This is a genomic window from Alishewanella sp. SMS8, from assembly GCF_030737935.1.
Lineage (GTDB): Bacteria > Pseudomonadota > Gammaproteobacteria > Enterobacterales > Alteromonadaceae > Alishewanella > Alishewanella maricola.
The window spans coordinates 437,478-460,529 of the sequence record NZ_JAPJEA010000002.1; the positions used below are offsets into that span (position 1 = coordinate 437,478).

Consider the following 23,052-nt stretch of genomic DNA (forward strand, 5'->3'; position numbering starts at 1 on the left):
CTACCAGTTTCACCTTTCCTGCTGCGATTTTTTCGATACAATACCGACAGTTTGTTTTTTTCGGATATCAATTTTGGTTAAGTCTCCTCAGTTTAGTTGGCGTTTTTTATTGCCGCGTTATTGGCTGTTATGGATCGGTGTCGGCTTGATGTACCTTATCAGCTGGTTACCCTACCGTGTGCTGATGACCCTAGGCGCAGCCTTAGGTAAGTTATTATTTAAAGCCTTAAAATCCCGTCAAAAAATTGCTAGACGAAATCTCGAGCTTTGTTTTCCAGAGAAAAGCGCGGCTGAACGTGAAGCCTTGTTATGGCGCAACGCCGAAGAAAGCGGCAAAGCCATGTTTGAAACGGTGATTGGCTGGTGGTGGCCGGATTGGCGAGTTCGTCGCTTGGCACATATTACCGGTTACGAGCATATCCAGCAGGCAGTCGCTAGCGGCAAGGGTATTTTATTGCTGGCGGGGCATTTTCTACATTTAGAGGCGGCTGGGCGAGTGATTGGCTTAACCCACCCCAGCATTGGTTTTTATCGTCCGAACAATAACCTGCTAATGGATTATCTGCAGTATCACGGCCGCAGCCGCAGCAATAAATATATGATTGGCAAGCGGGATGTTAAAGGCTTGATCCAGGCGCTAAATCAGCAAGAAGTGTGTTTTTATCTTCCCGATCAAGATTACGGACGCAGTCGGGCTGAGTTTGTTCCTTTTTTTGCGGTGGCAGATACCGCCACCACCACCGGCACCTTACTTTTTGCCAATGCGGCAAATTGCGTGGTGATCCCGATCTATACTTATCGTTTACCTGATTATCGCGGCTATCAAATTGACATACTGCCGGCGTTTGATCATTTTCCCAGTGGCGATGATCGCGCCGATGTAACCCGCGTTAATCAGTGGGTTGAGCAAGCCGTATTAAAAAACCCCGAACAGTATATGTGGCTGCATCGACGGTTTAAAACCCGACCGGATGCTGAAGCACCGTCATTATATGACTAGGACGTTATAACCCATGAAGATTTTATTACAGCTGCTAGTGGGGATCTTGGTCATTGGCCTAGTGTTTTTGCTCATCACTAAACCTGAGCTATTGTTCGATCCGACTAAAAAGAATGCGGCAGCCGAGGGCTTTAGCCGTTTTTATTCGGATTATCGCACCAGCCTGCAAAAAACCCGCGATGCAAGCGATTTTATTATTACCATTCCGGATACGAGCGATGAATTGGTCCTGCGTCTACGTCGACGCGAATTGCAAGTAGCCGCACCGGCGGCGGCAACCTGGCGTGGCCAAAAGATCCGTCGACGCTTTGAAGCCGGAAAAACCATTAAGCAGGTGTTGCAAGATTATGCTGATCAAGAACAGATGCAGCTTTTTTGGGCATTACCACGCGACTACGTTGTGAAAGAGTACTTTGTCACAAACGGTAGTTTAGTCGAAGCATTACAGGAAATGACGGTGACCATCAGCCCGGATTTTAAGCAGCCTATTTTTGGCTTTTTTTGTCCTAATGCCCGGGCTTTAGTGGTGACCTATTTAACCGATCCGTTTTTCCAACAAAATTGTGTGGCGACCGGGCCTAACCCCTACCAGCTTTAAGCTTTTGGTGCATTCGCAAACCAGTGCTGCCAACTTTGCTGTACCTGCGCGCGATGCTGTGCCAAGCCGCTATCCACATTCACCGTAGCAGGCGCAAGTGTATGCCGATGCCCTGCGCCACGTAATACCTGATACGCCTCGGCTAAAGCCGTGGCTTCCGCTTCTGGCAGTAGACCACTGGCCGCTGCGGCCGCTAAAATACGAATATTATCGGTGAATTCAAACAACGCTGGATAGTCTTTACTATAAGCTAGCACTAAATACTGGCTGAGAAATTCCAGATCAACAATACCGCCAACACTGTGCTTTACATCATCCGTCGCGACACCATGATGCTCACGCAACTTAGCACGCATCTGCAGTACATCTTGGGTTAACTGCGCAGCATCCCGTGGCAAAGTTAAAATGTGTTGCCGGATCTGGCTGAATTCGGAACGCAGTTCCGCCGAGCCTAAGATCATCCGCGCCCGAACTAAAGCTTGGTGCTCCCACGTCCAGGCATCCTGCTGTAAATACTGCTGATAGGTGTCGATATGAATAGCTAACAAGCCAGAATTACCGGAAGGCCTTAAGCGCGTATCAATCTCGTACAGCACGCCACTGTTGGTTCGCGTGGTACTTAAATGGAGAATACGCTGCACAAGTTTTAAGTAAAATTGCAACGAATCGATGCTGCGATCGCCAGAGGTGCCTTCTTGGCTGCGGCATTGATGCAAGAATACCAAGTCAAGATCCGAACCATAACCCAGCTCTAAACCGCCGAGCTTACCATAACCAATCACCGCAAAACCTTTATCCTGATCACTGGCTCCCGCCGGTAAACCATAACGAGCCACCATTTGTTGCCATGCTAAATTCACTAGCTGTTCAACAATCACTTCGGCTAACCAGGTTAAGTGATCACTCACTTTCATCAAGGGCAAAGCCCCCGAAATATCAGCTGCGGCAATACGTAGTTGCTGCGCTTGTTTAAATTGGCGCAAGGTTTCCATTAATAACTCTAAGTCATCTTCCGGCACCCGCAATAAATATAAGCGTAAGCGATCACGATAGTCATCAATGGTGGCCACCTGATACAACTGGCTCGGATCAATCAATTCGTCCAGCAGCATCGGATAACGGGCCAGTTGCTCGGCCAGCCAACCGCTTTGCGAGCAAAGCAGCACCAATTGCTGCATCGCAGGCGGATTTTCAAAAAGTAATTCTAAATAGGCGGTGCGGGTGACGATTTTACTAAATACACCAAGGATCCGACTTAAAATGGTATTAGAAGCCTGTTGATGCTGTAACCAATGCAACAGTTGTGGCATCAGCTTGGCTAAATATTCACGGCCACGCGGGCCCACTGAGCGGCGTTGACAATCCAATTTAAACTGCTGTAATTGTTCGAGCAGTGCGGTTGCCTCAGCCATATCTAACCAATCAACTTGCTCTGCTAAGTCCGAGCCCACACTGTCACTGTCCCACAATAGGCGCCCAAGGCTTAACTCTTGGGATTCCAAGTTTTCTTCTGGCTCAATCACCAATTTAAAATACTGATGAATACGCTGCATAGCCGCTTCAATGTCTGCCTGCAAACTGGCCCAATCGGTTCGCCCTAAACAGGCTAATAACTGTTGTTGACCAACCGCCTCGGCCGGTAAGGTTTGTGTTTGTTTATCGTCAATACCTTGCAGGCCTTGCTCTACTTGACGCAGCCACAAATAGTCTTGCTGCAAGGCGGCAGCATGCTCGGCACTCAGCAACTCGTGCTCTTGCAGTAAAGGCAACACCTTTAACAGCGATTGTTGCTGTAATTGTGGAATACGCCCACCACGAATTAACTGCAAGGTTTGCACAATAAATTCCACTTCGCGGATCCCGCCTGCGCCAAGCTTAATGTTATCGCGACGATTGCGCCGACGATTCTCTTGTTCAATTAACTGTTTCATCCGCCGCAGCGATTCAATCGCGGAGAAGTCGATATAACGCCGATAAATAAAGGGTTTTAATAAGGCTTGTAACTCAGGCGCGTAACGCTTATCGGGGTTAAGTACGCGCGCTTTTAACATGGCGTAACGTTCCCATTCACGCCCTTGCTCTTGATAGTAATCTTCCAGTGCTGCAAAACTGAGGACCAGCGGCCCGCTATCGCCAAAAGGCCGCAACCGCATGTCCACACGATAGCAAAACCCATCAGCCGTTACCTGATGTAAGGCGGCAATCAGCTTTTGCCCGACCTTAGTGAAAAACTGTTGATGTTCTAACGGCCGACGTCCGCCCACCGTTTCGCCGTTACTGGGATAAGTAAATATCAAATCGATATCAGATGAGAAGTTCAGCTCACCACCACCCAACTTACCCATGCCTAAAATCAGTAACGGCATGGGCTCGCCCTGTTCATCTAAAGGCAGACCACTACTGAGGCTTTGCTGCTGATAAGCCCATTGATAGGCGCTGTTAATCAAGGTATTCGCTAATTGCGATACCGACGTCAGGCTGGCGGCAATTGGTTGTAATTCAAAAATATCCGCCGCCATAATCAAGCATAAACTGGCATTTCGATAACGACGTAACGCAGAAAATACGTCGCTTTCAGCCGTTGAAGTGATGGCAGTTAAGGGATCATGAAAACCAGCGGCTAAATGCTGCTGTAAGCGTTCACTATCACAACAGAGCGCCAGCAACTGCGGCTGTTGCCTGAGCGTACGGCCAATAAAAGTACTAGACTGCAACAGACGAGTCAGCTTAGCCAACGTTGCCGCGTCCAATTGCGGTGATAAGGCTTCAAAATCGGCTTGCCAATAGCTACCCTGCCCCTGTGATGCGGTCATGTTGTACTCCTTTGCTTAAACGTCTTGTAACAGTAAAGCGGATACCTTTAATAACAGCAGATGATACGCCTGACTGTTAAAGACTAAAGCACCGCTTTCTGCCAACTCTCTGGCCGCTGTGCGCGCCTGACTGGACAAGAGTTGTTGTCCTTCATCGGTTAATTGATGCGCAAGTTGCTGTAACGCGTCTTCGACCTCGCTCAACAAATCAGGCGCTAACTCTTGCAAATAGCAGTTTTCTAATTGCTGTAAACGCTGCAAATACACCAGTAGCGGTTGTGCAGCTTGTTGGGCAGCTAACGGCTTGGGTCTAGCAGTGGTTTTATTATGGAACAGTTGATAACCGCGGGCGGCTTTACTAAGCCAACCGGTGCGCAATGGCAAGGCTTTTAATAAGAATTCGGCCAGTTCAAACAAGGCTTGTGGCCGCCCTGAAAGTAACTCCAGCTCCATTTCCGAAATCGCTTGGCGCCGCTCCCCGGCTCGCACTTCGCCATTATCGTAGACCACTTCAATTTCAGCATCCGGCAATTGTACCACCCAGCTACTGCGCTGAAAGTCAGTACGAAATAGCTCAACCAGCTGTGTTTGCAATGCGCTGATATCTGTGTCTGCGGGCCACACTTCAGCTGGAAACTGGTCAAGCTGCGGTATCACGCCGTGACAAGGTACATTGTATTCTGGGCGAATTTGCAAGGCGCCATGTTGTTGCCCCGCTAGCTTTAAGGTTTGCTCAAAACGCCCTAACTTTAAGCGCGAGCGCAATCCCATATCATGTTGCCGAAACCAATGCTCTGCCGTATCAAAGTAAGCATTTAGCAGTGATTGCGGTTCAGTTGTACGTAAAATGGGGTAAAGCTGTAACAGATCCGGCAGTAACGCGGCATCTGCAGCACTGATTAAATACTTAAGTTCAAGTTCCAGACTCATTACCACTCTCCGACAGCGAACTGGCCTTACGGCTATTAGTCCTTGTCAATTGCCACACAACTGCCTATCATCGCCGATATTGTTATATGACATCTGTTTTCAATTAAGTCTCAGGATACCTATGTTTAGATTATTTCGCAGCTCTGTTCGTTCGTTATTTTTACTCAGTCTGTTGCTATGCTGGTTACCGGCACAAAGCCAAACTGAGCAAAAACAGGCTTTTATCAGCGATGCCTTAGTGGTGTACTTGCACTCTGGGCCGGGTAATCAATATCGTATCGTCGGCACGTTAGCGGCCGGAAGCAGCGTGGTATTCCTGTCTGAAGACAATGATTATGCGCAAATTCAGTATGAGGAAGATAAAACCGCTTGGTTGCCAAAAGAGCATCTGACATTTACGCCCGGTTTAAATGCCCAACTGAGTGAATTAACGGCCACTTTTCAAGAGCAAAGCTCGCGCTTAAATAGCCTTGAGCAAGGCGCCAGCCAACTGCAAGCCACTTTAGATCAAGTGACGCTCGAGCGTGATTTAGCCGTACAAGAATTAGAACAACTGCGACGTAATAACGAGCGTTTAACGACTGAGCTGAATGCCACCCAAGCGAGTTTTTGGCAGCAGCCAATGACCATTGGTGGTGTGATTTTAACTTTCGGTTTAGTGTTCGGTTTATTGTTACCCAAATTAATTCCAAGCCGTCGCAACAGCGACCGCTGGATGTAACACGCCAACGCCCCTATTGCGGGGGCGTACTGGCATCAGCATGTGTTTTTAAAGGTAAACCTCGGTCGTTTTTCACTTGCTCAATCACCACATAGGTGTGGGTTTGCGCTACGCCGGGTAAATCGACTATCTTGGCAAGGATCTGCCGGTAAGCTTCCATCGTCGGCAATCGCAGTTTCAGTAAATAATCAAAACCCCCAGCAACCATATGACACTCTGCCACTTCCGGGATCTGCACCACGGCATCGCGAAACTTATCAAACACATCACTGGTGGTTCTATCTAACGTTACTTGTATAAAAGCCGCGGTGCCATAACCTAATTTGCCACTATTGAGCCTTGCGCCATAACCTTCAATAAACCCTTCTTTTTCAAGACGTTTTACTCTATCAATACACGGGCTAGCACTTAAATTGACTTTTTTGGCTAAGTCAACATTGGCAATTCGACCTTCTTTTTGCAACGTATCGAGAATACTGATGTCAATACGATCAAGTGCTTTCGCTTTGGGGTTCGAGTTCATAGCAGTATTTTCTTGGGTATTTGATATTGTTGACAGAATTATATACGGTTAAACCGCAAAAATAACCACCCTATGCTGTGGTCTTTTCTCTAAAATGCCGCTGATAACAACAAAGCCAAAGGCATGTTCGTGCGAGTCATAAATGACAGCGCCAATTCACGTATCGACAATCAGGATAATTCTATGCTGTTTAATGGTTCTTTGGTCACCACAGACCCTATCCGCCAACTCATTCGCGATTATTACCGCGCCGATGAAGATGACGTTCTAGACTTTTTGTTGCCACAGGCAGAAGTGGATGCGAAAACACGCAGTCGGGCCTGGGAGCGTGCACGGCAACTGGTTTTATATATTCGCCAAGCGCAAGTGGGTAAAGGCGGGGTTGATGCCCTATTAAACGAGTTTTCACTGTCGACAGAGGAAGGCTTGGTGTTAATGTGCCTAGCCGAAGCCTTGCTACGTGTGCCTGACAGCCTAACAGCCGATCGACTGATCCGCGATAAATTATCGCAAGGCGATTGGAGTGCTCACTTAGGCAACAGCAGCTCATTATTTGTGAACGTTTCAAGCTGGGGCTTATTAGTTACAGGTAAATTAGTTAATTATTCTGATGACGAGAAAAAACAACAATTTGGTTTGCTCAAGCGTACTTGTGGTCGCTTAGGCGAGCCAGTGATCCGCCAAGCCGTGCGCTATGCCATGCAAATCATGGGTACGCAATTTGTCTTGGGTACCACCATTGATAAGGCATTAGAACGTGCTAACGTCATGGAGGCCAAAGGTTTTAGTTATTCTTACGATATGCTGGGCGAAGGCGCCCGTACCATGGCAGATGCTGATCGCTACTTTGAGGCTTATTTAACCGCCATTGAAGCTATTGGTAAAGCAGCCAAAGGTCGTGGCCCCATTGTTAGCCCGGGTATCTCGGTAAAATTATCGGCTATTCACCCACGCTATGAATTTAGCCATTTAGATCGGGTGCATGCCGAACTAGTGCCGCGCTTAAAACAACTGGCATTAGCCGCTAAAAAATACGATATCGGCTTTACAGTGGATGCGGAAGAAGCTGACCGCTTAGACATGTCGTTAGATGTGATTGCCAAAGTGTTTAGCGACCCCGATCTGGATGGTTGGGAAGGCTTTGGTTTAGCCGTACAAGCCTATCAAAAACGTGGCTTTTATGTCATTGAATGGCTGCGCGAGTTAACGGTTAAAGTTGGCCGTAAAATGATGGTGCGCTTAGTAAAAGGTGCCTATTGGGATACTGAAATTAAGTTATCGCAAGTAGAAGGTTTAGCCGACTTCCCAGTATTTAGCCGCAAACCGGCTACCGATGTCTCATATCAAGCTTGTGCCAAAAAGCTGCTCAGTTATCGTGACAGTATTTACCCACAATTTGCCACGCACAATGCCTATACCGTCGCCACCATTATTGAAATGGCAGGTGATCTGACTGGCTTTGAATTCCAACGTCTGCACGGTATGGGTGATGCACTTTATGATCTGATTGTCGAAAATGAAAAGATCCCGTGCCGCATCTATGCCCCGGTAGGCGAACACTCTGACTTATTAGCCTATCTGGTGCGTCGTTTATTAGAAAACGGTGCCAACAGCTCTTTTGTTAACAACATTATCGACGATTCTATTCCGGTTGAATCCTTACTGCATGACCCGGTAGAAATCGTGAAAGGTTGGCAAAGTAAACGTAACCCAGGCATTCCACTGCCCATCGCCTTATTTGGCCACAGCCGTAATAACTCGCGGGGTTTAGATCTCACCGACACCAACCAGCTAACGCCGCTAAAACAGAGTATGGAGGAGTGGGAAGACAAACTGCACGTAGTGAGCAGCGACGCGGATGACGTAGCGGTAGTAAACCCGGCTAACTTAAAAGAAGTGATTGGTTACCTGCAATATGCTACCCCTGAAGCCATGCAGCAAATGTTAAGCGATGCCGACGCCGCTTTTGCCAGTTGGGCCGATACGCCGGTTGCGGAGCGTGCCGCCTTGTTACGTCGTTTAGCCGATGCCATGGAAGCACATCAAGATGAATTACTGACCCTTTGCGTTAAAGAAGCCGGTAAAGTGCTGGCCGATGCTGTAGCAGAAGTAAGAGAAGCGGTTGATTTTTGTCGTTATTACGCGCATCAAGCTGAGCTGTTGTTCGCTAAACCACAACAAGCCCGTGGCGTGTTCTTATGTATTAGCCCATGGAATTTCCCGCTGGCGATTTTTATCGGCCAAGTGGCCGCCGCTATTGTTGCCGGTAATACTGTTGTTGCCAAACCAGCAGAGCAAACCAGCTTAGTTGCCGTACGGACGCTCGAGCTGTTAAGCGAATGCGGCATGCCTAAGCATGTGGTGCAGTTGGTCATTGCACCAGGGCGCCAAGTGGGTGAACACATTGTGCCGGATCTGCGTGTGCAAGGTGTGATGTTTACCGGCTCAACAGAAACCGGTTGTTGGATCGCCCGTAAATTAGCTGAGCGCGGCGGTGAACCTGTGCCGCTTATTGCGGAAACTGGCGGTCAAAACTGTATGATTGTCGACTCGACAGCTTTGCCTGAGCAAGTGGTCGATGATGTGATCTCTTCGGGTTTCCAAAGCGCGGGGCAGCGCTGCTCCGCCTTACGGGTGTTGTTCCTACAAGAAGATGTTGCAGATAAAATTATCACCATGATCAAAGGCGCCATGGCAGAGCTACACGTAGGTGATCCAGCGTGGTTAAGCACCGATTTAGGCCCGGTTATCGATAGCAAAGCACATGAGCGTTTAACCAATCATGTGCAGTATTTGCAAGATAAAGCGACGCTGCATTTTGCTTGTCCGATCCCAGCAGAAGGGGAGCATTTCTTCTTTGCACCACACTTATACGAAATTAGCGATCTCACCGTGTTAGAGCGTGAAGTGTTTGGCCCTGTGGTGCATATTATTCGCTTTAAAGCAGAAGAGATTGATAACGTGATCGCGCAAATCAATGCCACCGGCTATGGCCTAACCACCGGTGTGCACAGCCGTATTGATCAGTTAACGCAAAAAGTTCGCCGTGAAATTAAAGCCGGAAATATTTACGTAAACCGTAACATGATCGGTGCCGTGGTTGGTGTGCAACCCTTTGGTGGTCGTGGTTTATCGGGTACCGGCCCCAAAGCCGGTGGCCCACTGTATTTACAGCGCTTAGTCAAAGATAACCTGAGTGTTGATTGCCCAACGTTAGATGAAGGTAAAAAAGTGCGTTTGCTGGCAGAAACCACCAGCCGTGCCGTGGCTTATGCCATGCCAGCGGCGGATATTGCACAGCATAAATGGGCTGCTTTACCCATTAACCAGCGTACATCTGTGTTACGGCAGTTCTTAGCCTCTTTGGCTTCTAACAAGGTTGTCAGTCGACAAGAGCCTGATTTAGAGCAAGTGTTAACCGTGGCACGCAGCAAGTTACAACGTGTTGAACTGGAGCTGCAACGGCCGATTAATCTGCCGGGGCCGACAGGTGAAAGCAACACTTTAACGTTAGATCCACGCGGGATCTTAGCGTTACTGCGTGATGACACCAGCAGCTTTAGCCACTGGTTATTAAGCATTATTACTGCTTTAGCCGCAGGTAATGCCGTGATCACCGCGGTTGAAGAAGACGATGTTATCGAAGCGGAAGCCTGTATAAAAGCGTTAATTTCTGCCGGTATGCCACAACATCTGTTAGCGGTAGTTCGCTTAGATTGCTTAACGACGTTATTAGCGCATACCGATCTGGCCGGTGCCGTGATTGAAGTCAGCAGTGCTTTAAAACCGCTGGCAGCAGAACTCATCGCCGCGCGTGAAGGTGCAATACTGCCGTTAATCACCGCGCCTGCCGATGAGCGGATGCTACATCGCTTAGTCACGGAAAAAACCATTACCATCAACACCACAGCCGCAGGTGGTAATGCTTCGTTAATGACGATGGTTGAAAACGTTGGCTAAAGCCGCTAAATAAAGGCGTTATCCGTGTTTTTTAGCTAAAAAAAGCCCGCTGCAAGGTGGGCTTTTTGCTATGCTAGGAATAAGACCTAGTTGAGTCTCATCACTTTTCACGGATGCAAAGATCATTAGATGCCATATCAAAGAGTGTCGATAGCCCAATTACAGCCCGGCAGCTATATTGTCAAAGTGCTGGAGCAAACCGGACAACTGGCCATCAAACATGCTGGCTTTGTCCGCACACGTGAAAGCATCCGCAATTTAAAAAATCAAGGCGTGCTTGTGGTTGCCATTGACCCGAGCAAACAACTTACCCCACGTCCAGTCGAAACAAAACCGCCACCAACTGAAAAAGAGCCCGAAGCATTTCGTGCAGTATTTGCCGAAGAGCAACCCAAAGCCGAGCGCAGTTTAGAGCAAACTAAAAAAACACAGCAGCAGGTGCTAAAAGCCGCCGCCAACGAAGAGCCTATTGATTTGAGCTTGGTACATGAAGTCAGTGCCGGGTTATTTGATTCGGTTAGTCGCAATCCGGATGTTTTGCTGTATCTGACTCGTATCGCCGAAAAAAGCGATATGCTGCTACAACACTCCATTAACTGTGCCGTTTATATGGCCGCTTTCGCCCGTTTTTTAAATTTCCCCAAACACAAAGTCCAAAACCTGATCACGGCAGCCTTGCTGCATGATGTGGGTAAAGCGCAACAGCCGATGCTGTTGCAACAACCGGATGCTAACGCCATTAGCACCAGTTTGATGGTGTTGCAGCAAAGCACGGCTTTGGCTGGCGAAGTGTCTTTTTGGATCAGCCAACATTGTGCCTTGTTAGATGGCAGTGGCTCACCGCCACTCCAAGAACAACAAATCAGTAATGGTAGCCGTATGCTAACCATCGTTAATTTGTATGAGAAATTAAGTAATATGCAAACCAGCTACGTGAATCCGCTTAATGTGATCCGGCAACTGATGGCGATGGCGCCAGCACAATTGGATAATAGTTTATTACAATTGTTCATTAAATGTATTGGCGTTTACCCGCCAGGTAGCGTGGTACGCTTAACGACTGGGCGGCTAGCCTTAGTATTGGAGAATAATCAGAAAAAGCCGACGTTGCCACGGGTAAAGGTGTTTTACCACAGTGTGCATCAGCATCATCTGACGCCGCGAGTCATCGATTTATCGCGGCAGCAAGAAGAACAAATAGAAGGCTGTGTTGATTTAAGAAAATATGGCTTAGAAGTACGTAACTATTTGTAAATCACCACTCGCTTAACGCCCGCATACTAAAAAGTTGTTGGCCAAATTCGAGCAACACATATTGCGGTGTAATTTCCCGTAAGCGCACGTCAGCCGTGATCCATTGCCCTTCTTGTAATGATTTACCATTCACTTTCACCCAACGCTGAGCAGGCTGAGTAGCAAAAACATGGGCTTCAAAACGTAACTTGGGTAATTGCCGCTGTAAAGTGAGATCCAGCATGGCAATATCTTGCGCCGGCGCACTGTGTGTTGTCAGATTATTCGAGGCAGAACGCGGATTACCTGCTGTTTCGGCCAGTGCACTGGCAAAACGCTCACGTAACTCAGCCGAGATCTCCGGCTCGTTCACCGGCTCAGCTTGTGGTGTATTCGCTGTCACAGTTACCACCTGTGGCTCAGGCGCAAAACGCTCTGGCTCAGCGGCCGGTTCTGGCTCTGTTGTTGCAACCACCGGTGCTTCAACCGCTTTGGTCTCTAGGGTTTTTGCGATTAACGCTGGGCCTGCGGGTTGCGCTGCCTCGGGGATCAGTGCGGCCGGTTGAGTCACATCGCTTGGCGATTGTTTGCTGGCTAACAGCATATAACCGGCTACAAAACCAAAGGTAGTGGCTAAAATTAAGGCAAGGCTAATTGCCACATTGCGCCAAAAGGTGGATGGCACCTGAGGTGCGGGTTGTTGCTGTTTTAACGCATCCATTAAAATGGACATAATCTTTACTCTCCGCGCAGTATCGGCACAATTTGTAGAGCCAATAAAAACCCAAGTATTATACCTAATAGCGCTAACAGCGGCCATAACCAGTTAGGTAAAGCTTGTCGCTGACTTGTGGCTGGGTGACTAGGCAAAATTTCGGCTGCAGCCCGTTGCACATGTGTTAATTCGACTAACGCTTGCTGTTGACTATAAGCTGCTAATAACGCTCTGTCGGCGAGTAAATTCAGTAACCGTGGAATACCGCCGCTTAATTCAAACAGTTTTTTTACCGCCTTGTCACTGAATACCGGTCGCTGACAACCCGCCACTTGCAGACGATAACGCATATATTGCTGCACTTCGGCTAAATTAAGCGGCAATAAATGATAACGCGCCGTAATACGCTGAGCTAATTGCCGTAAATCGTTACGTTGCAACAGCTGCTGTAATTCTGGCTGGCCAATTAAAATCACCTGCAATAATTTTTTGGTGTTTGTTTCTAAATTGGTGAGCAAGCGTAACTGTTCCAATACAGCAGGCTGTAAATGCTGGGCTTCATCAATAATTAAAATGGTTTTCTTGCCGGCATCATGGTTTTTTTGCAGCCGTTGGGTAATTTTGTCGCCTAATAGTTTTAAGCTCGCATCAGTTTTGCGGTAACGAATTTTCAACTCGTCACAAATCGCCGCCAGTAATTCTAATTCCGATAACGTGGGGTTAAGAATAAACGCCACATCGGTAGTCTCATCTAACTCTTGCAGCAAACTGCGTGAGACGGTCGTTTTACCGGTACCTACTTCGCCGGTGAGTAGCACAAAGCCGCCGGCATCTCCCAAGCCATAACGCAAATGCGCTAACGCTTCAGCATGACGTGGGCTGAGATACATAAAGTCGGGATTAGGCGCAATTGAAAATGGCGCACTGTTTAAACCAAAAAATCCGGTGTACATCACATTCCTTTAGCACTGCATTTCATCGCAAGGCAGGTATAATGGCAAAAAAACCAGCAGCAGGAAAGCTTGTGCAAATTTATCTTGTCGGCGGCGCAGTACGCGATCAATTACTCGGTTACCCTTTTCACGAACGCGATTGGGTGGTTGTGGGGGCAACACCCGCAGAATTACTCAGCCAAGGCTATCAACAAGTTGGTAAAGACTTCCCGGTATTCCTGCACCCGAAAACGAAAGAAGAGTATGCCTTAGCGCGCACAGAGCGCAAAGCGGGTTCAGGTTATACTGGTTTTACGGTATACGCCGCCCCAGATGTCACTTTAGAACAAGATTTAGCCCGGCGCGATCTGACCATCAATGCCATCGCCCAAGACGCAGCAGGAAACTATATTGATCCTTTTCACGGCCGACGTGATATAGAGCAAAAACAGCTACGCCATGTCTCTGACGCCTTTGTTGAAGATCCGCTGCGCGTGCTTCGTGTCGCGCGCTTTTATGCGCGTTATGCTCATCTGGGTTTTACCGTAGCGCCTGAAACCTTAGCACTGATGACACAGCTTAGTCAGCACGGTGAATTAACCACACTCAGTGCCGAGCGCGTTTGGGTTGAAACCGCTAAAGCGTTAAATACCGAGCAGCCCGCTGCTTATTTTCAGTTATTACAACAATGTGGTGCACTGTCGGTATTGATGCCCGAACTGGCCGCGTTTTGGGGCGTACCACAACCCGAGAAATGGCATCCAGAAATTGATAGCGGCATTCATAGCTTATTAGTGCTGCAACAAGCGGCCACGTTAAGTCAACGCTTAGACATCCGCTTTGCTGCTTTGGTGCATGATGTAGGGAAAGGGCTGACGCCAACAGCAGAATTACCCGCCCATCATGGTCATGAACATCGTGGTTTAGCGCTCATTACGGCGTTATGTAAAAGACTACGCGTACCCAACGACTGTCGCGATCTGGCATTGTTGGTCTGTGAATACCATCAGCTGATCCATCGTGCCGCAGAACTTAATGCTAAAACCGTATTAAAACTGTTTAACGCTATCGATTTGTGGCGAAAGCCTGAGCGTTTGAGCGATATTTTACTGTGCTGTACCGCTGATTTACGCGGTAGAACAGGCTTTGAACAAGAGGATTATCCCCCTGCAATGCTGTTACCCAAGCTGGCCGAAGCAGCGATGGCGGTAAGTGCAAAAGCCCTGATTACACAAGGCATCACCGGGCCCGCCATTAAAGAGGCCTTGCAACAAGCACGCTTGCAAGCCATTAGCCACGCACAACAAACGCTAAACGGTAATTAGCTCGCAGACAGGCTTAAAAACGCCATCAAGCCGATACCTAGCAACATACGGTAAATGACAAAGGGCAACATGCCCATGCGGCTGATAATCTTTAAGAAGAAGTGAATACAAATGGTGGCACTGATAAAGGATAACAATACCCCTAACAAGATGCCGCCCATATCATACTCGGCTGGCTCACTGAGCAGTTTGCTGGCCTGATAGCCACCGCTGAGTACGATGATCGGGATCGACAGTAAAAATGAAAAACGCGCAGCGCTAACTTTATCTAAACCAATTAACATAGCCGCCGTCATGGTGATCCCCGAACGCGACGTACCCGGGATTAAGGCAATGGCTTGGGCAAAACCAATAAACAAGGTTTGTTTAAAGGTTAATGCATTCATCGGAATATGCTGTTTTGCCGTGACATCAGCCCACCATAGCGCCAAACCAAAAACGATGGTGGTGATAGCAATCACCCAAGGTGAACGTAAAAAGGTTTCAATTAAATCGGCCGCCAATAAGCCGGCAAGGGCTGCGGGGATCGTGGCTAAAATTACCCACCATGCTAACTTGCTATCCGTGCTGTGGTGACCACCGAGGCTTTTCACCCAACCCACGGTTAAATTGCCAATATCCTGTCGAAAATACAGCATCACTGCCAACAAGGTACCTACATGCACCGCGACATCGAAGGCAATCCCCTGATCTTGCCAACCCAAAACGGCAGAGGGCAAAATTAAATGGGCCGAAGAAGAAATAGGTAAAAACTCGGTTAATCCTTGGATTAAAGACAGGATAATAACTTCAATGGTACTCAAGTTGGCTCACTCCATGAAAATTCAACGGGCCATATTTTTTGGGATTGGTTGTAGCCCTGCCATAAAGCGGCATAGCTTAAACCGGTGGTAGGATGGATCTCATCTGCGGCAATTTCAGCCAAAGGCCACAGTACAAAGGCATTCTCGGTAATTTCTGCCCGTGGTAATACCACGGGTGAATCACAAATTTGCTGATCGTACGTCAACAAATCTAAATCCAGAGTACGACCAGAAAACTTTTCGGCACCACGCACTCGACCAAATTGATCTTCAATGCGCTTTAATAAACTAATGCAATCAACAATAGATAAATCGGTGTCTGCACCGAGCACCATATTAAAAAAGTCATCGCCAACAAAACCTACAGCTTCACTTTGATAAACAGAAGATAACGTTACCGCACTCAGTTCACTGACTAAGGCGCGTACACCATGGCGCACATGAAAATCACGATTAATGTTAGAACCTACACTAATATAAATACGTGGCATCAGTGATTAACCTCTGGCGCAAAGCGCGTGATCTGTACCCCGACCGTTTGCGCTTGAGGCACCGCACCGGGTTTACTGACCGTCACTTCCACTTGGCTGGTACTAAATTCTGTTAATAACAAATGCGCCACGCGCTCAGCCACGGTTTCAATTAATTCAATAGGTTCGGCAGTAATCAACTCAATCACGCGGGCACTAATCACCGCATAATCAAGTGTTAAGCGAATATCATCTGCTTGAGCGGCAGCCCGCTGATCGGCGGTTAAGCGAAGATCTAACAGCAAGCGCTGCTTGATAGTTTTTTCCCAGTCGTACACGCCAATCACGGTATCAACCTGTAGCTGCTTGATAAAAACGATGTCCATCCAGTTAATTCCGCATTGCGTTATTTTTCGTTTCAGGTAGGCTGGTCGGATAGAGTATATACAGCAACGCCCGTATTTTGCTGTCCGACAAATATGCCGCAATAGTATCGTAAAAAAGGGTGCTGAGGAACCATGGAATGACCCTGCTGATCTTGTTAATGATGCTTATTGCTTACCTGTTAGGTTCTATCTCTTCGGCTGTGCTGGTTTGCCAACTTTTTCGCTTACCTGACCCGCGTTTTCACGGCTCGGGTAACCCCGGTACCACTAATGTGCTGCGTCTTGGCGGTAAATTCCCGGCCGTTTTGGTCTTAGTGTTCGATATTCTCAAAGGCACTATTCCGGTTTGGGGTTCTTATTTCTTAAAAATCGAACCGGTATGGTTAGGGGCTGTGGGTATTTGCGCCTGTATTGGTCACATTTATCCGATATTTTTTGGTTTTAAAGGCGGAAAAGCCGTTGCCACCGCGTTAGGGGCAATGATGCCGATTGGCTTAGATTTAGCGGGTTTATTAATTGGCTCTTGGCTAACAGTGGTATTAGTGACGGGTTACTCTTCGCTGGGCGCAATAATGACCGTGGCTTTGGCACCGCTATTTACCTGGTGGATTAAACCTTTATATACCCTGCCGGTGTTTATGCTCAGCTTGCTGATTATTGCACGGCATCGTGAAAACATTTTGCGCCTCTACCGCGGCCAAGAAAGTAAAATTTGGGATAAATCAAAACGGGTGCGTGAATAAACACCCGAGAACTTTAAAGCGCAGGTAAGTGCTCTAGCGGCCAACGAGGCGTTACACCTATGGTTAAATCTTGCTGTTGCCCAGCTTTTAAACGCTGATAACCCGCAAACGCAATCATCGCGCCATTGTCGGTACAAAACTCCTTGCGCGGATAATACACCTTACCCCCTAAACGACTGAGCAGCTCGGCTAATTGTTGTTGCAACGATTCATTTGCACTAACCCCACCGGCAATCACTAAACGCTTATAGCCGGTTTCTGCCAAGGCACGACGGCATTTAATTAAAAGGGTATCAACTACTGCTTGCTGAAATGAGGCGGCAATATCCGCTTGCACCTGTAAAGCGTTACCTTCTTTTTGAATCACCATAGAGGCTGCTGTTTTTAAACCGCTAAAACTAAAATCTAAACCAGGACGGTCAGTCATCGGCCGCGGGAATGGGTATTTTTTAGCGTCGCCCGTTTTCGCTAGTTTAGCCAGTAACGGGCCGCCAGGGTAATCTAAACCCATTAACTTTGCTGTTTTATCAAAAGCTTCACCAGCGGCATCATCAATTGACTCGCCCAGTAAACGGTATTGACCAATCCCCTCTACCGCCACTAATTGCGTATGGCCGCCCGACACTAATAATGCTAAAAACGGAAAGGCCGGTACGTCTTCTTCAAGCATTGGCGCCAGTAAATGCCCTTCCATATGATGCACCGCCAGCGCCGGTTTCTGCCATGCAAAAGCTAAGCTGCGTCCCAAAGTGGCCCCCACCAACAAGGCGCCAGCCAAACCTGGCCCCGCCGTATAAGCAACACCATCGATATCTGCCGCTGTTAAACCGGCTTCTTTTAAAGCTTGTTTAATCAAGGGTAAGGTTTTGCGCACATGATCGCGTGACGCTAACTCAGGCACCACGCCACCGTAATCAGCATGAATAGGGATTTGGCTATATAAAACATGGCTAAGCAGCCCTTTTTCACCATCATAAATGGCGATACCGGTTTCATCACAAGAGGTTTCGATACCTAATACACGCATTCTTGGAGCCTCAGCAGATTATTTGCGCCAAGCACGACGAAAATGCAGAAAAACGCAAGCAGACGCTGCTTTTTTCCGTTATGATTGCCGCCCTGAAAACGCGCATTGTAACGGCTTGCAGCACCTATAGCCAGATGATCTGATTTAAGATCGCATAAGCGCTTTACATCTGGGGCGCTTTTTGCGTAAAATACCGCACCATTTTTAATCGTATTGGTTAACGACAACCAGTTTTGGCCTGAGGTGAGAATTTAATGCCTGTAGTTAAAGTAAAAGAAAACGAACCCTTTGACGTAGCTTTACGTCGTTTCAAGCGCTCTTGTGAAAAAGCCGGCGTATTAGCAGACGTTCGTGCAAAAGAGTTCTATGAAAAACCAACTTGGATTCGTAAGCGTAAGAAAGCAGCAGCGGTAAAACGTCATGCTAAGAAGCTTTCTCGCGAAAACGCACGCCGTATCCGCCTGTACTAATCTACAGCTGCCGGTTATCGGTAGAAAGCGGAGCGCGGTGCTACTGCCAAGTTAATCACTTGCCGCTTTCGAAACATGCTTTATCTGCACACCGTGTTCTTGTAACACGGTTTGTCTTTTTCTGAAACAGCATTAAAAAGGACAAAAGTGGCAGGACAAATTCCCCGTCAATTTATCGATGATGTACTGGCTCGCACCGATATTGTCGAGCTGATCGATAAACGCGTACCGTTAAAAAAAGCAGGTAGTCGCAACTACACCGCTTGCTGCCCTTTTCATAACGAAAAAAGCCCCTCTTTTACCGTTAGCCCCGATAAGCAGTTTTATCATTGCTTTGGTTGTGGCGCGCACGGTAATGCCATCACCTTCATGATGGAGTTTGAGCAGCTAGAATTTGTTGAATCGATTGAAGAGCTTGCCAAAGATCTGCATATGGAAGTGCCGCGTGAGCAAGGCAACCAACCGCACAGGCCGGCACCGCAAGCCGATGATTATAGCTTGATGCAAAAAGCGGCTGATTTTTATCAGCAGCAGTTACAACAGCATAGTAAAGCAGCGGAAGTGCAAGCGTATTTAGCTCGTCGTGGTTTAAGTGCCCAAACCGCTGCCGAATTTCAACTAGGCTATGCCCCAGAAAGCTGGGACGCGCTGATGAAAGTACTCAGCGGCCAAGGTGGTAAAGCGATACGAGATCAGTTGCTGCAATTAAAGCTGATCAGCCGGAATGAAAATGGCCGTGAGTTTGATTTTTTCCGTGACCGACTGATGTTTCCGATCCGCGATAAGCGCGGACGGGTCATTGCTTTTGGTGGCCGAGTACTCGGTGATGGGCAACCCAAATACCTTAATTCACCCGAAACAACCTTATTTCATAAAGGTCGGGAGCTTTACGGTTTATATGAAGCACGCCAACAACCTGGTCATCTAAGCCGACTGTTAGTGGTTGAAGGCTACATGGACGTTGTGGCACTGGCGGAACATGACATTCGTTTTGCTGTAGCCTGTTTAGGTACAGCGACCACTTCAGATCATATTAATACACTGTTCCGCTATGCTCCGCAGGTAATTTGTTGTTACGACGGTGATCGCGCCGGTCGCGATGCAGCTTGGCGCGCCTTACAAAATGCCTTGCCGCAACTAAAAGACGGTGTAGAACTTAACTTTGTGTTCTTACCTGATGGCGAAGATCCAGATTCGTTGGTACAAAAAGAAGGTAAAGAGGCCTTTTTGGCTCGCTTAGAGCAAGCACAACCGCTGTCACAATATTTATTCGAGCATTTGTTGGTGATGCATGATGTGGCGACCGATGCGGGTAAATCGGCACTGGCCAATAAAGGCGCTGAATTAATTAAACAAATACCCGGCAGTTTTTACCGCGAGCAATTAACCGACAAACTGGATAACTTGTTAGGCCGTAAAACACAACGGACTAAACCCAGCAACGCTAGACCTGTAGCGCCACGCCCAGCCAGTGCTAATCTAAAAATTACACCGATGCGTCGCGCCATGGCTTTGTTATTACAGTATCCGTCTTTAGCAAAGGTCATGCCCTACGCTCCCGAACTGGCAACAGCAAGCATTCCTGGCATGAGCTTGTTATTAAAAATACAAGAACTGTTATTAGAAAAACCTGAGCTAACTACAGCTCAATTGTTGGAATACTGGCGAGATTTGCCTGAGCATGCCATCCTGTTAAAGTTAGCTACATGGGAACATCAAATCGAACCGGAACAGTTAAGTCAGGATTTTCTCGACACGTTTCACTCGATTGAAGATATATATTTACAACAACGGCTAGAAGCGTTGGAACGAAAAGATAAATTAAAACAACTAACACAAGCAGAACAACATGAGTATGTTTTGCTGTTAAGAGCTTTAAAAAGCAAAAAACCGCGAACAGTTGGCTAACGCGGCTGGCTAGAAAAGCCCCGCTTTGTTATAATCGCTAGTTCGCATTTTTAGATTAATCAACTTTGGTGGAAGATAAGTCTCTATGGAGCAAAGTCCTCAGTCGCAGTTAAAACTCCTGATCCTGAAAGGTAAAGAGCAAGGGTATCTAACCTTTGCTGAAGTTAACGATCACCTTCCACAAGACATTATCGATTCAGATCAGATCGAAGATATTGTTCGTATGATCAACGACATGGGCATTCAAGTGTACGAAACTGCACCTGATGCTGATGATCTGATCATGTCCGATGCCGCCGCCGATGAAGACGCCGCGGAAGAAGCTGCTCAAGCGCTAGTTAGCGTAGATAAAGAATTAGGTCGCACCACGGACCCCGTACGTATGTACATGCGTGAAATGGGTACCGTTGAGTTGTTGACGCGCGAAGGCGAGATCGTTATCGCTAAGCGGATCGAAGAAGGCATCAATCAGGTGCAAACTTCGGTTGCTGAATATCCTGAAGCCATTACTTACCTGTTAGAACAATGGGATAAGTTTGAAGCGGAAGAAATTCGCCTAAGCGACATTGTCTCTGCTTTTATTGATCCGAACGAAGTTGAAGAAGCACCTGTGATGGGTAGCAATATCGGCTCTGATTTACCTGAAGAACATCAGGATGACAGTAAAGATACCGACGACGACAGCGATGATGATAGCGACAGCGACGATAGCGATACAGATACGGGGCCTGATCCAGAAGTTGCTCGCGTTAAATTTGCTGAGTTGCGTACCCAATATGAAGTGACTCGTCACTCCATCGTACAAAACGGCCGCGAACACCCCACAACCAAAGAAGAAATTGAAAAACTGAGCGAAGTGTTCCGCTGTTTCCGCCTGGTGCCTAAGCAGTTCGATCGCTTAGTGAAAAACATGCGTGAAATGATGGACCGAGTACGCGTGCAAGAACGCTTAGTGATGAAACACTGCGTTGAATACGCCAAAATGCCGAAGAAAAACTTCGTGAAAGCCTTTACCGGTGCCGAAACTTCAACTGCTTGGTTATCAGCCGAGATCGCAGCCAATAAAGCCTACTCGCCGAAACTGCAAGAAATGCAGGAAGACTTAGTACGCAATATTGAAAAGCTGAAAAAAGTTGAAGAAGAAACTGGCCTAAGCATCTTTAAAATTAAAGATATCAACCGTCGCATGTCGATTGGTGAAGCAAAAGCTCGCCGCGCCAAAAAAGAAATGGTTGAAGCTAACTTACGTTTGGTTATCTCTATCGCCAAAAAATACACCAACCGTGGCTTACAATTCCTGGATTTAATTCAGGAAGGTAACATTGGCTTGATGAAGGCTGTAGATAAGTTCGAATACCGCCGTGGTTACAAGTTCTCAACCTACGCGACTTGGTGGATCCGTCAAGCGATCACCCGCTCTATTGCTGACCAAGCACGGACTATTCGTATTCCAGTGCATATGATTGAGACCATCAACAAACTTAATCGTATTTCACGGCAAATGCTACAAGAAATGGGTCGCGAGCCATCACCTGAAGAATTATCAGAACGCATGCAAATGCCAGAAGATAAGATCCGCAAGGTGCTGAAAATTGCCAAAGAACCTATTTCAATGGAAACGCCCATTGGTGATGATGAAGATTCGCATTTAGGCGACTTTATCGAAGACGGTGCGGGTGAATCACCACTCGATTCCGCCACCATGGAAAGCTTGAAAAACGCTACCAACGAAGTGTTAGCAGGCTTAACCGCCCGCGAAGCCAAAGTTCTACGGATGCGGTTTGGTATCGATATGAATACCGACCACACCTTAGAAGAAGTAGGTAAACAGTTTGACGTAACACGTGAGCGTATCCGTCAAATTGAAGCGAAAGCGTTACGTAAATTGCGCCACCCTTCACGTTCAGAAGTATTAAAAAGCTTCTTAGACGAGTAAGCACAACGCAAAAACAAAGGCGCCGATTGGCGCCTTTGTTATTTCTAGGCCATTAAGCCTAAAAAATCAGCAATTAACTCCACTTAGCCTAACAAGCCGGATGACAAAGCGCCGAAAAGTTTTTATACTGCCAGCGCTTTACGTTACTTAGCATCAAGATGCTGAAATGGCCCCATAGCTTAGGTGAAAGGCGGCCACTACAAGTGGCGAGAAGCGATTTAACACATACATATAATGGCCCCATAGCTTAGGTGAAAGGCGGCCACTGTAAGTGGCGAGAAGTGATTTAACATCACTTCGAGAGACTTGAACGCGAGGCCGTGGATGGCCGAGCTGAGTGCAGATCATCAGGGATGTGTGAACACTGCAATCGAAAAATACGCAACATAATGGCCCCATAGCTCAGTTGGTTAGAGCACTCGACTCATAATCGATCGGTCGCTGGTTCGAGTCCAGCTGGGGCCACCATTCTTTTCAATGACTTACGTCAATTCTGAAATTCTACAAATTCTTATATTTTCTCTGCGGAGCACTAGAGGATCAGAATTGTGGAAGAACA

19 protein-coding genes and 1 tRNA gene are annotated in these 23,052 nt (G+C 47.5%); 11 read left to right on the plus strand and 9 right to left on the minus strand.

The annotated features are described in order from the left end of the window. The first annotated feature begins 73 nt into the window (after positions 1-73). On the plus strand, positions 74-1,000 hold the full coding sequence (gene lpxL, locus ORJ01_RS09540; RefSeq protein WP_306177821.1) for an LpxL/LpxP family Kdo(2)-lipid IV(A) lauroyl/palmitoleoyl acyltransferase: 927 nt from the start codon (positions 74-76) through the stop codon (positions 998-1,000). Between the two features lie 13 nt (positions 1,001-1,013). Beyond that, on the plus strand, positions 1,014-1,598 hold the full coding sequence (locus ORJ01_RS09545) for a TcpQ domain-containing protein (RefSeq protein WP_306177822.1): 585 nt from the start codon (positions 1,014-1,016) through the stop codon (positions 1,596-1,598). On the opposite strand, the gene glnE is transcribed toward ORJ01_RS09545, so the two are convergent. Both glnE and ORJ01_RS09555 read right to left on the minus strand, forming a co-directional pair. Then, positions 1,595-4,411, minus strand: coding sequence for a bifunctional [glutamate--ammonia ligase]-adenylyl-L-tyrosine phosphorylase/[glutamate--ammonia-ligase] adenylyltransferase (gene glnE, locus ORJ01_RS09550; RefSeq protein WP_306177823.1), 2,817 nt, complete (start codon positions 4,409-4,411; stop codon positions 1,595-1,597). The two genes, ORJ01_RS09545 and glnE, sit on opposite strands and share 4 nt — an antisense overlap. A gap of 15 nt (positions 4,412-4,426) precedes the next feature. Then, positions 4,427-5,341, minus strand: coding sequence for an inorganic triphosphatase (locus tag ORJ01_RS09555; RefSeq protein ID WP_229587121.1), 915 nt, complete (start codon positions 5,339-5,341; stop codon positions 4,427-4,429). A gap of 121 nt (positions 5,342-5,462) precedes the next feature. Between ORJ01_RS09555 and ORJ01_RS09560 the strand changes: the two genes are divergently transcribed. Continuing rightward, complete coding sequence (locus ORJ01_RS09560) at positions 5,463-6,062, plus strand: TIGR04211 family SH3 domain-containing protein (protein ID WP_306177824.1); 600 nt, start codon at positions 5,463-5,465, stop codon at positions 6,060-6,062. Positions 6,063-6,075: 13 nt separating this feature from the next. Here ORJ01_RS09560 and ORJ01_RS09565 read toward each other — a convergent pair whose 3' ends face one another. Continuing rightward, positions 6,076-6,585 (minus strand): Lrp/AsnC ligand binding domain-containing protein, encoded by a 510-nt coding sequence (locus ORJ01_RS09565; protein WP_226751731.1) that lies wholly within the window; start codon positions 6,583-6,585, stop codon positions 6,076-6,078. Between the two features lie 183 nt (positions 6,586-6,768). Between ORJ01_RS09565 and putA the strand changes: the two genes are divergently transcribed. Both putA and ORJ01_RS09575 read left to right on the plus strand, forming a co-directional pair. Beyond that, complete coding sequence (gene putA / locus ORJ01_RS09570; protein ID WP_306177958.1) at positions 6,769-10,545, plus strand: bifunctional proline dehydrogenase/L-glutamate gamma-semialdehyde dehydrogenase PutA; 3,777 nt, start codon at positions 6,769-6,771, stop codon at positions 10,543-10,545. Positions 10,546-10,674: 129 nt separating this feature from the next. Further along, positions 10,675-11,799, plus strand: coding sequence for a DUF3391 domain-containing protein (locus ORJ01_RS09575; protein WP_306177825.1), 1,125 nt, complete (start codon positions 10,675-10,677; stop codon positions 11,797-11,799). A gap of 1 nt (position 11,800) precedes the next feature. Here the strand turns inward: ORJ01_RS09575 and ORJ01_RS09580 are convergent, their stop codons facing one another. After that, entirely contained in the window at positions 11,801-12,511 is a 711-nt protein-coding gene (locus tag ORJ01_RS09580; RefSeq protein WP_306177826.1) for a general secretion pathway protein GspB, read from the minus strand. Positions 12,512-12,516: 5 nt separating this feature from the next. Further along, positions 12,517-13,446: an ExeA family protein gene (locus tag ORJ01_RS09585; protein WP_306177827.1), complete on the minus strand. Its 930-nt coding sequence runs from the start codon at positions 13,444-13,446 to the stop codon at positions 12,517-12,519. A gap of 71 nt (positions 13,447-13,517) precedes the next feature. Here ORJ01_RS09585 and ORJ01_RS09590 point away from each other — a divergent pair, with 71 nt between their 5' ends. Further along, positions 13,518-14,750 (plus strand): multifunctional CCA addition/repair protein, encoded by a 1,233-nt coding sequence (locus ORJ01_RS09590; protein WP_306177959.1) that lies wholly within the window; start codon positions 13,518-13,520, stop codon positions 14,748-14,750. Here the strand turns inward: ORJ01_RS09590 and ORJ01_RS09595 are convergent. From ORJ01_RS09595 to folB, 3 genes are read right to left on the minus strand one after another with little or no spacing between them, the layout of a single operon-like run. Beyond that, complete coding sequence (locus ORJ01_RS09595; protein WP_306177828.1) at positions 14,747-15,553, minus strand: undecaprenyl-diphosphate phosphatase; 807 nt, start codon at positions 15,551-15,553, stop codon at positions 14,747-14,749. The two genes, ORJ01_RS09590 and ORJ01_RS09595, sit on opposite strands and share 4 nt — an antisense overlap. Then, a complete protein-coding gene (gene folK, locus ORJ01_RS09600) occupies positions 15,550-16,044 on the minus strand; it encodes a 2-amino-4-hydroxy-6-hydroxymethyldihydropteridine diphosphokinase (RefSeq protein ID WP_226751725.1) in 495 nt (164 codons plus the stop codon). Before folK ends, ORJ01_RS09595 begins: the two co-directional genes overlap by 4 nt. Beyond that, positions 16,044-16,409: a dihydroneopterin aldolase gene (gene folB, locus ORJ01_RS09605; protein WP_306177829.1), complete on the minus strand. Its 366-nt coding sequence runs from the start codon at positions 16,407-16,409 to the stop codon at positions 16,044-16,046. The genes folK and folB overlap by 1 nt, the downstream gene beginning before the upstream one ends. 137 nt (positions 16,410-16,546) lie before the next feature. On the opposite strand from folB, the gene plsY reads away from it, so the two are divergent. Then, positions 16,547-17,152 carry a glycerol-3-phosphate 1-O-acyltransferase PlsY gene (gene plsY, locus ORJ01_RS09610; protein ID WP_229587069.1) on the plus strand — a complete coding sequence of 202 codons (606 nt, stop codon included), beginning with the start codon at positions 16,547-16,549 and terminating at the stop codon, positions 17,150-17,152. A 13-nt stretch (positions 17,153-17,165) separates the two neighbouring features. Here plsY and tsaD read toward each other — a convergent pair whose 3' ends face one another. After that, positions 17,166-18,179, minus strand: coding sequence for a tRNA (adenosine(37)-N6)-threonylcarbamoyltransferase complex transferase subunit TsaD (tsaD, locus tag ORJ01_RS09615; protein WP_306177831.1), 1,014 nt, complete (start codon positions 18,177-18,179; stop codon positions 17,166-17,168). 254 nt (positions 18,180-18,433) lie between these two features. Here tsaD and rpsU point away from each other — a divergent pair, with 254 nt between their 5' ends. The 4 genes from rpsU to ORJ01_RS09635 all read left to right on the plus strand — a co-directional run bounded on the left by rpsU (position 18,434) and on the right by ORJ01_RS09635 (position 22,961). Then, on the plus strand, positions 18,434-18,649 hold the full coding sequence (gene rpsU / locus ORJ01_RS09620; protein WP_189430033.1) for a 30S ribosomal protein S21: 216 nt from the start codon (positions 18,434-18,436) through the stop codon (positions 18,647-18,649). Positions 18,650-18,796: 147 nt separating this feature from the next. Beyond that, entirely contained in the window at positions 18,797-20,557 is a 1,761-nt protein-coding gene (gene dnaG / locus ORJ01_RS09625; RefSeq protein WP_306177833.1) for a DNA primase, read from the plus strand. 85 nt (positions 20,558-20,642) lie between these two features. Next, positions 20,643-22,493, plus strand: a complete 1,851-nt coding sequence (gene rpoD / locus ORJ01_RS09630; RefSeq protein ID WP_226751719.1) for an RNA polymerase sigma factor RpoD — start codon at positions 20,643-20,645, stop codon at positions 22,491-22,493. Positions 22,494-22,884: 391 nt separating this feature from the next. Continuing rightward, a tRNA-Ile gene (locus ORJ01_RS09635) sits at positions 22,885-22,961 on the plus strand. The last annotated feature ends 91 nt before the right edge of the window (positions 22,962-23,052 follow it).

Coding starts and splice junctions, on each gene's coding strand:
- ORJ01_RS09545 (WP_306177822.1), top strand. CDS start 1,014: ATGAAGATTTTATTACAGCTGCTAGTGGGGATCTTGGTCATTGGCCTA.
- glnE (WP_306177823.1), bottom strand. CDS start 4,411: ATGACCGCATCACAGGGGCAGGGTAGCTATTGGCAAGCCGATTTTGAA.
- ORJ01_RS09555 (WP_229587121.1), bottom strand. CDS start 5,341: ATGAGTCTGGAACTTGAACTTAAGTATTTAATCAGTGCTGCAGATGCC.
- ORJ01_RS09560 (WP_306177824.1), top strand. CDS start 5,463: ATGTTTAGATTATTTCGCAGCTCTGTTCGTTCGTTATTTTTACTCAGT.
- ORJ01_RS09565 (WP_226751731.1), bottom strand. CDS start 6,585: ATGAACTCGAACCCCAAAGCGAAAGCACTTGATCGTATTGACATCAGT.
- putA (WP_306177958.1), top strand. CDS start 6,769: ATGCTGTTTAATGGTTCTTTGGTCACCACAGACCCTATCCGCCAACTC.
- ORJ01_RS09575 (WP_306177825.1), top strand. CDS start 10,675: ATGCCATATCAAAGAGTGTCGATAGCCCAATTACAGCCCGGCAGCTAT.
- ORJ01_RS09580 (WP_306177826.1), bottom strand. CDS start 12,511: ATGTCCATTTTAATGGATGCGTTAAAACAGCAACAACCCGCACCTCAG.
- ORJ01_RS09585 (WP_306177827.1), bottom strand. CDS start 13,446: ATGTACACCGGATTTTTTGGTTTAAACAGTGCGCCATTTTCAATTGCG.
- folK (WP_226751725.1), bottom strand. CDS start 16,044: ATGCCACGTATTTATATTAGTGTAGGTTCTAACATTAATCGTGATTTT.
- folB (WP_306177829.1), bottom strand. CDS start 16,409: ATGGACATCGTTTTTATCAAGCAGCTACAGGTTGATACCGTGATTGGC.
- plsY (WP_229587069.1), top strand. CDS start 16,547: ATGACCCTGCTGATCTTGTTAATGATGCTTATTGCTTACCTGTTAGGT.
- tsaD (WP_306177831.1), bottom strand. CDS start 18,179: ATGCGTGTATTAGGTATCGAAACCTCTTGTGATGAAACCGGTATCGCC.
- rpsU (WP_189430033.1), top strand. CDS start 18,434: ATGCCTGTAGTTAAAGTAAAAGAAAACGAACCCTTTGACGTAGCTTTA.
- rpoD (WP_226751719.1), top strand. CDS start 20,643: ATGGAGCAAAGTCCTCAGTCGCAGTTAAAACTCCTGATCCTGAAAGGT.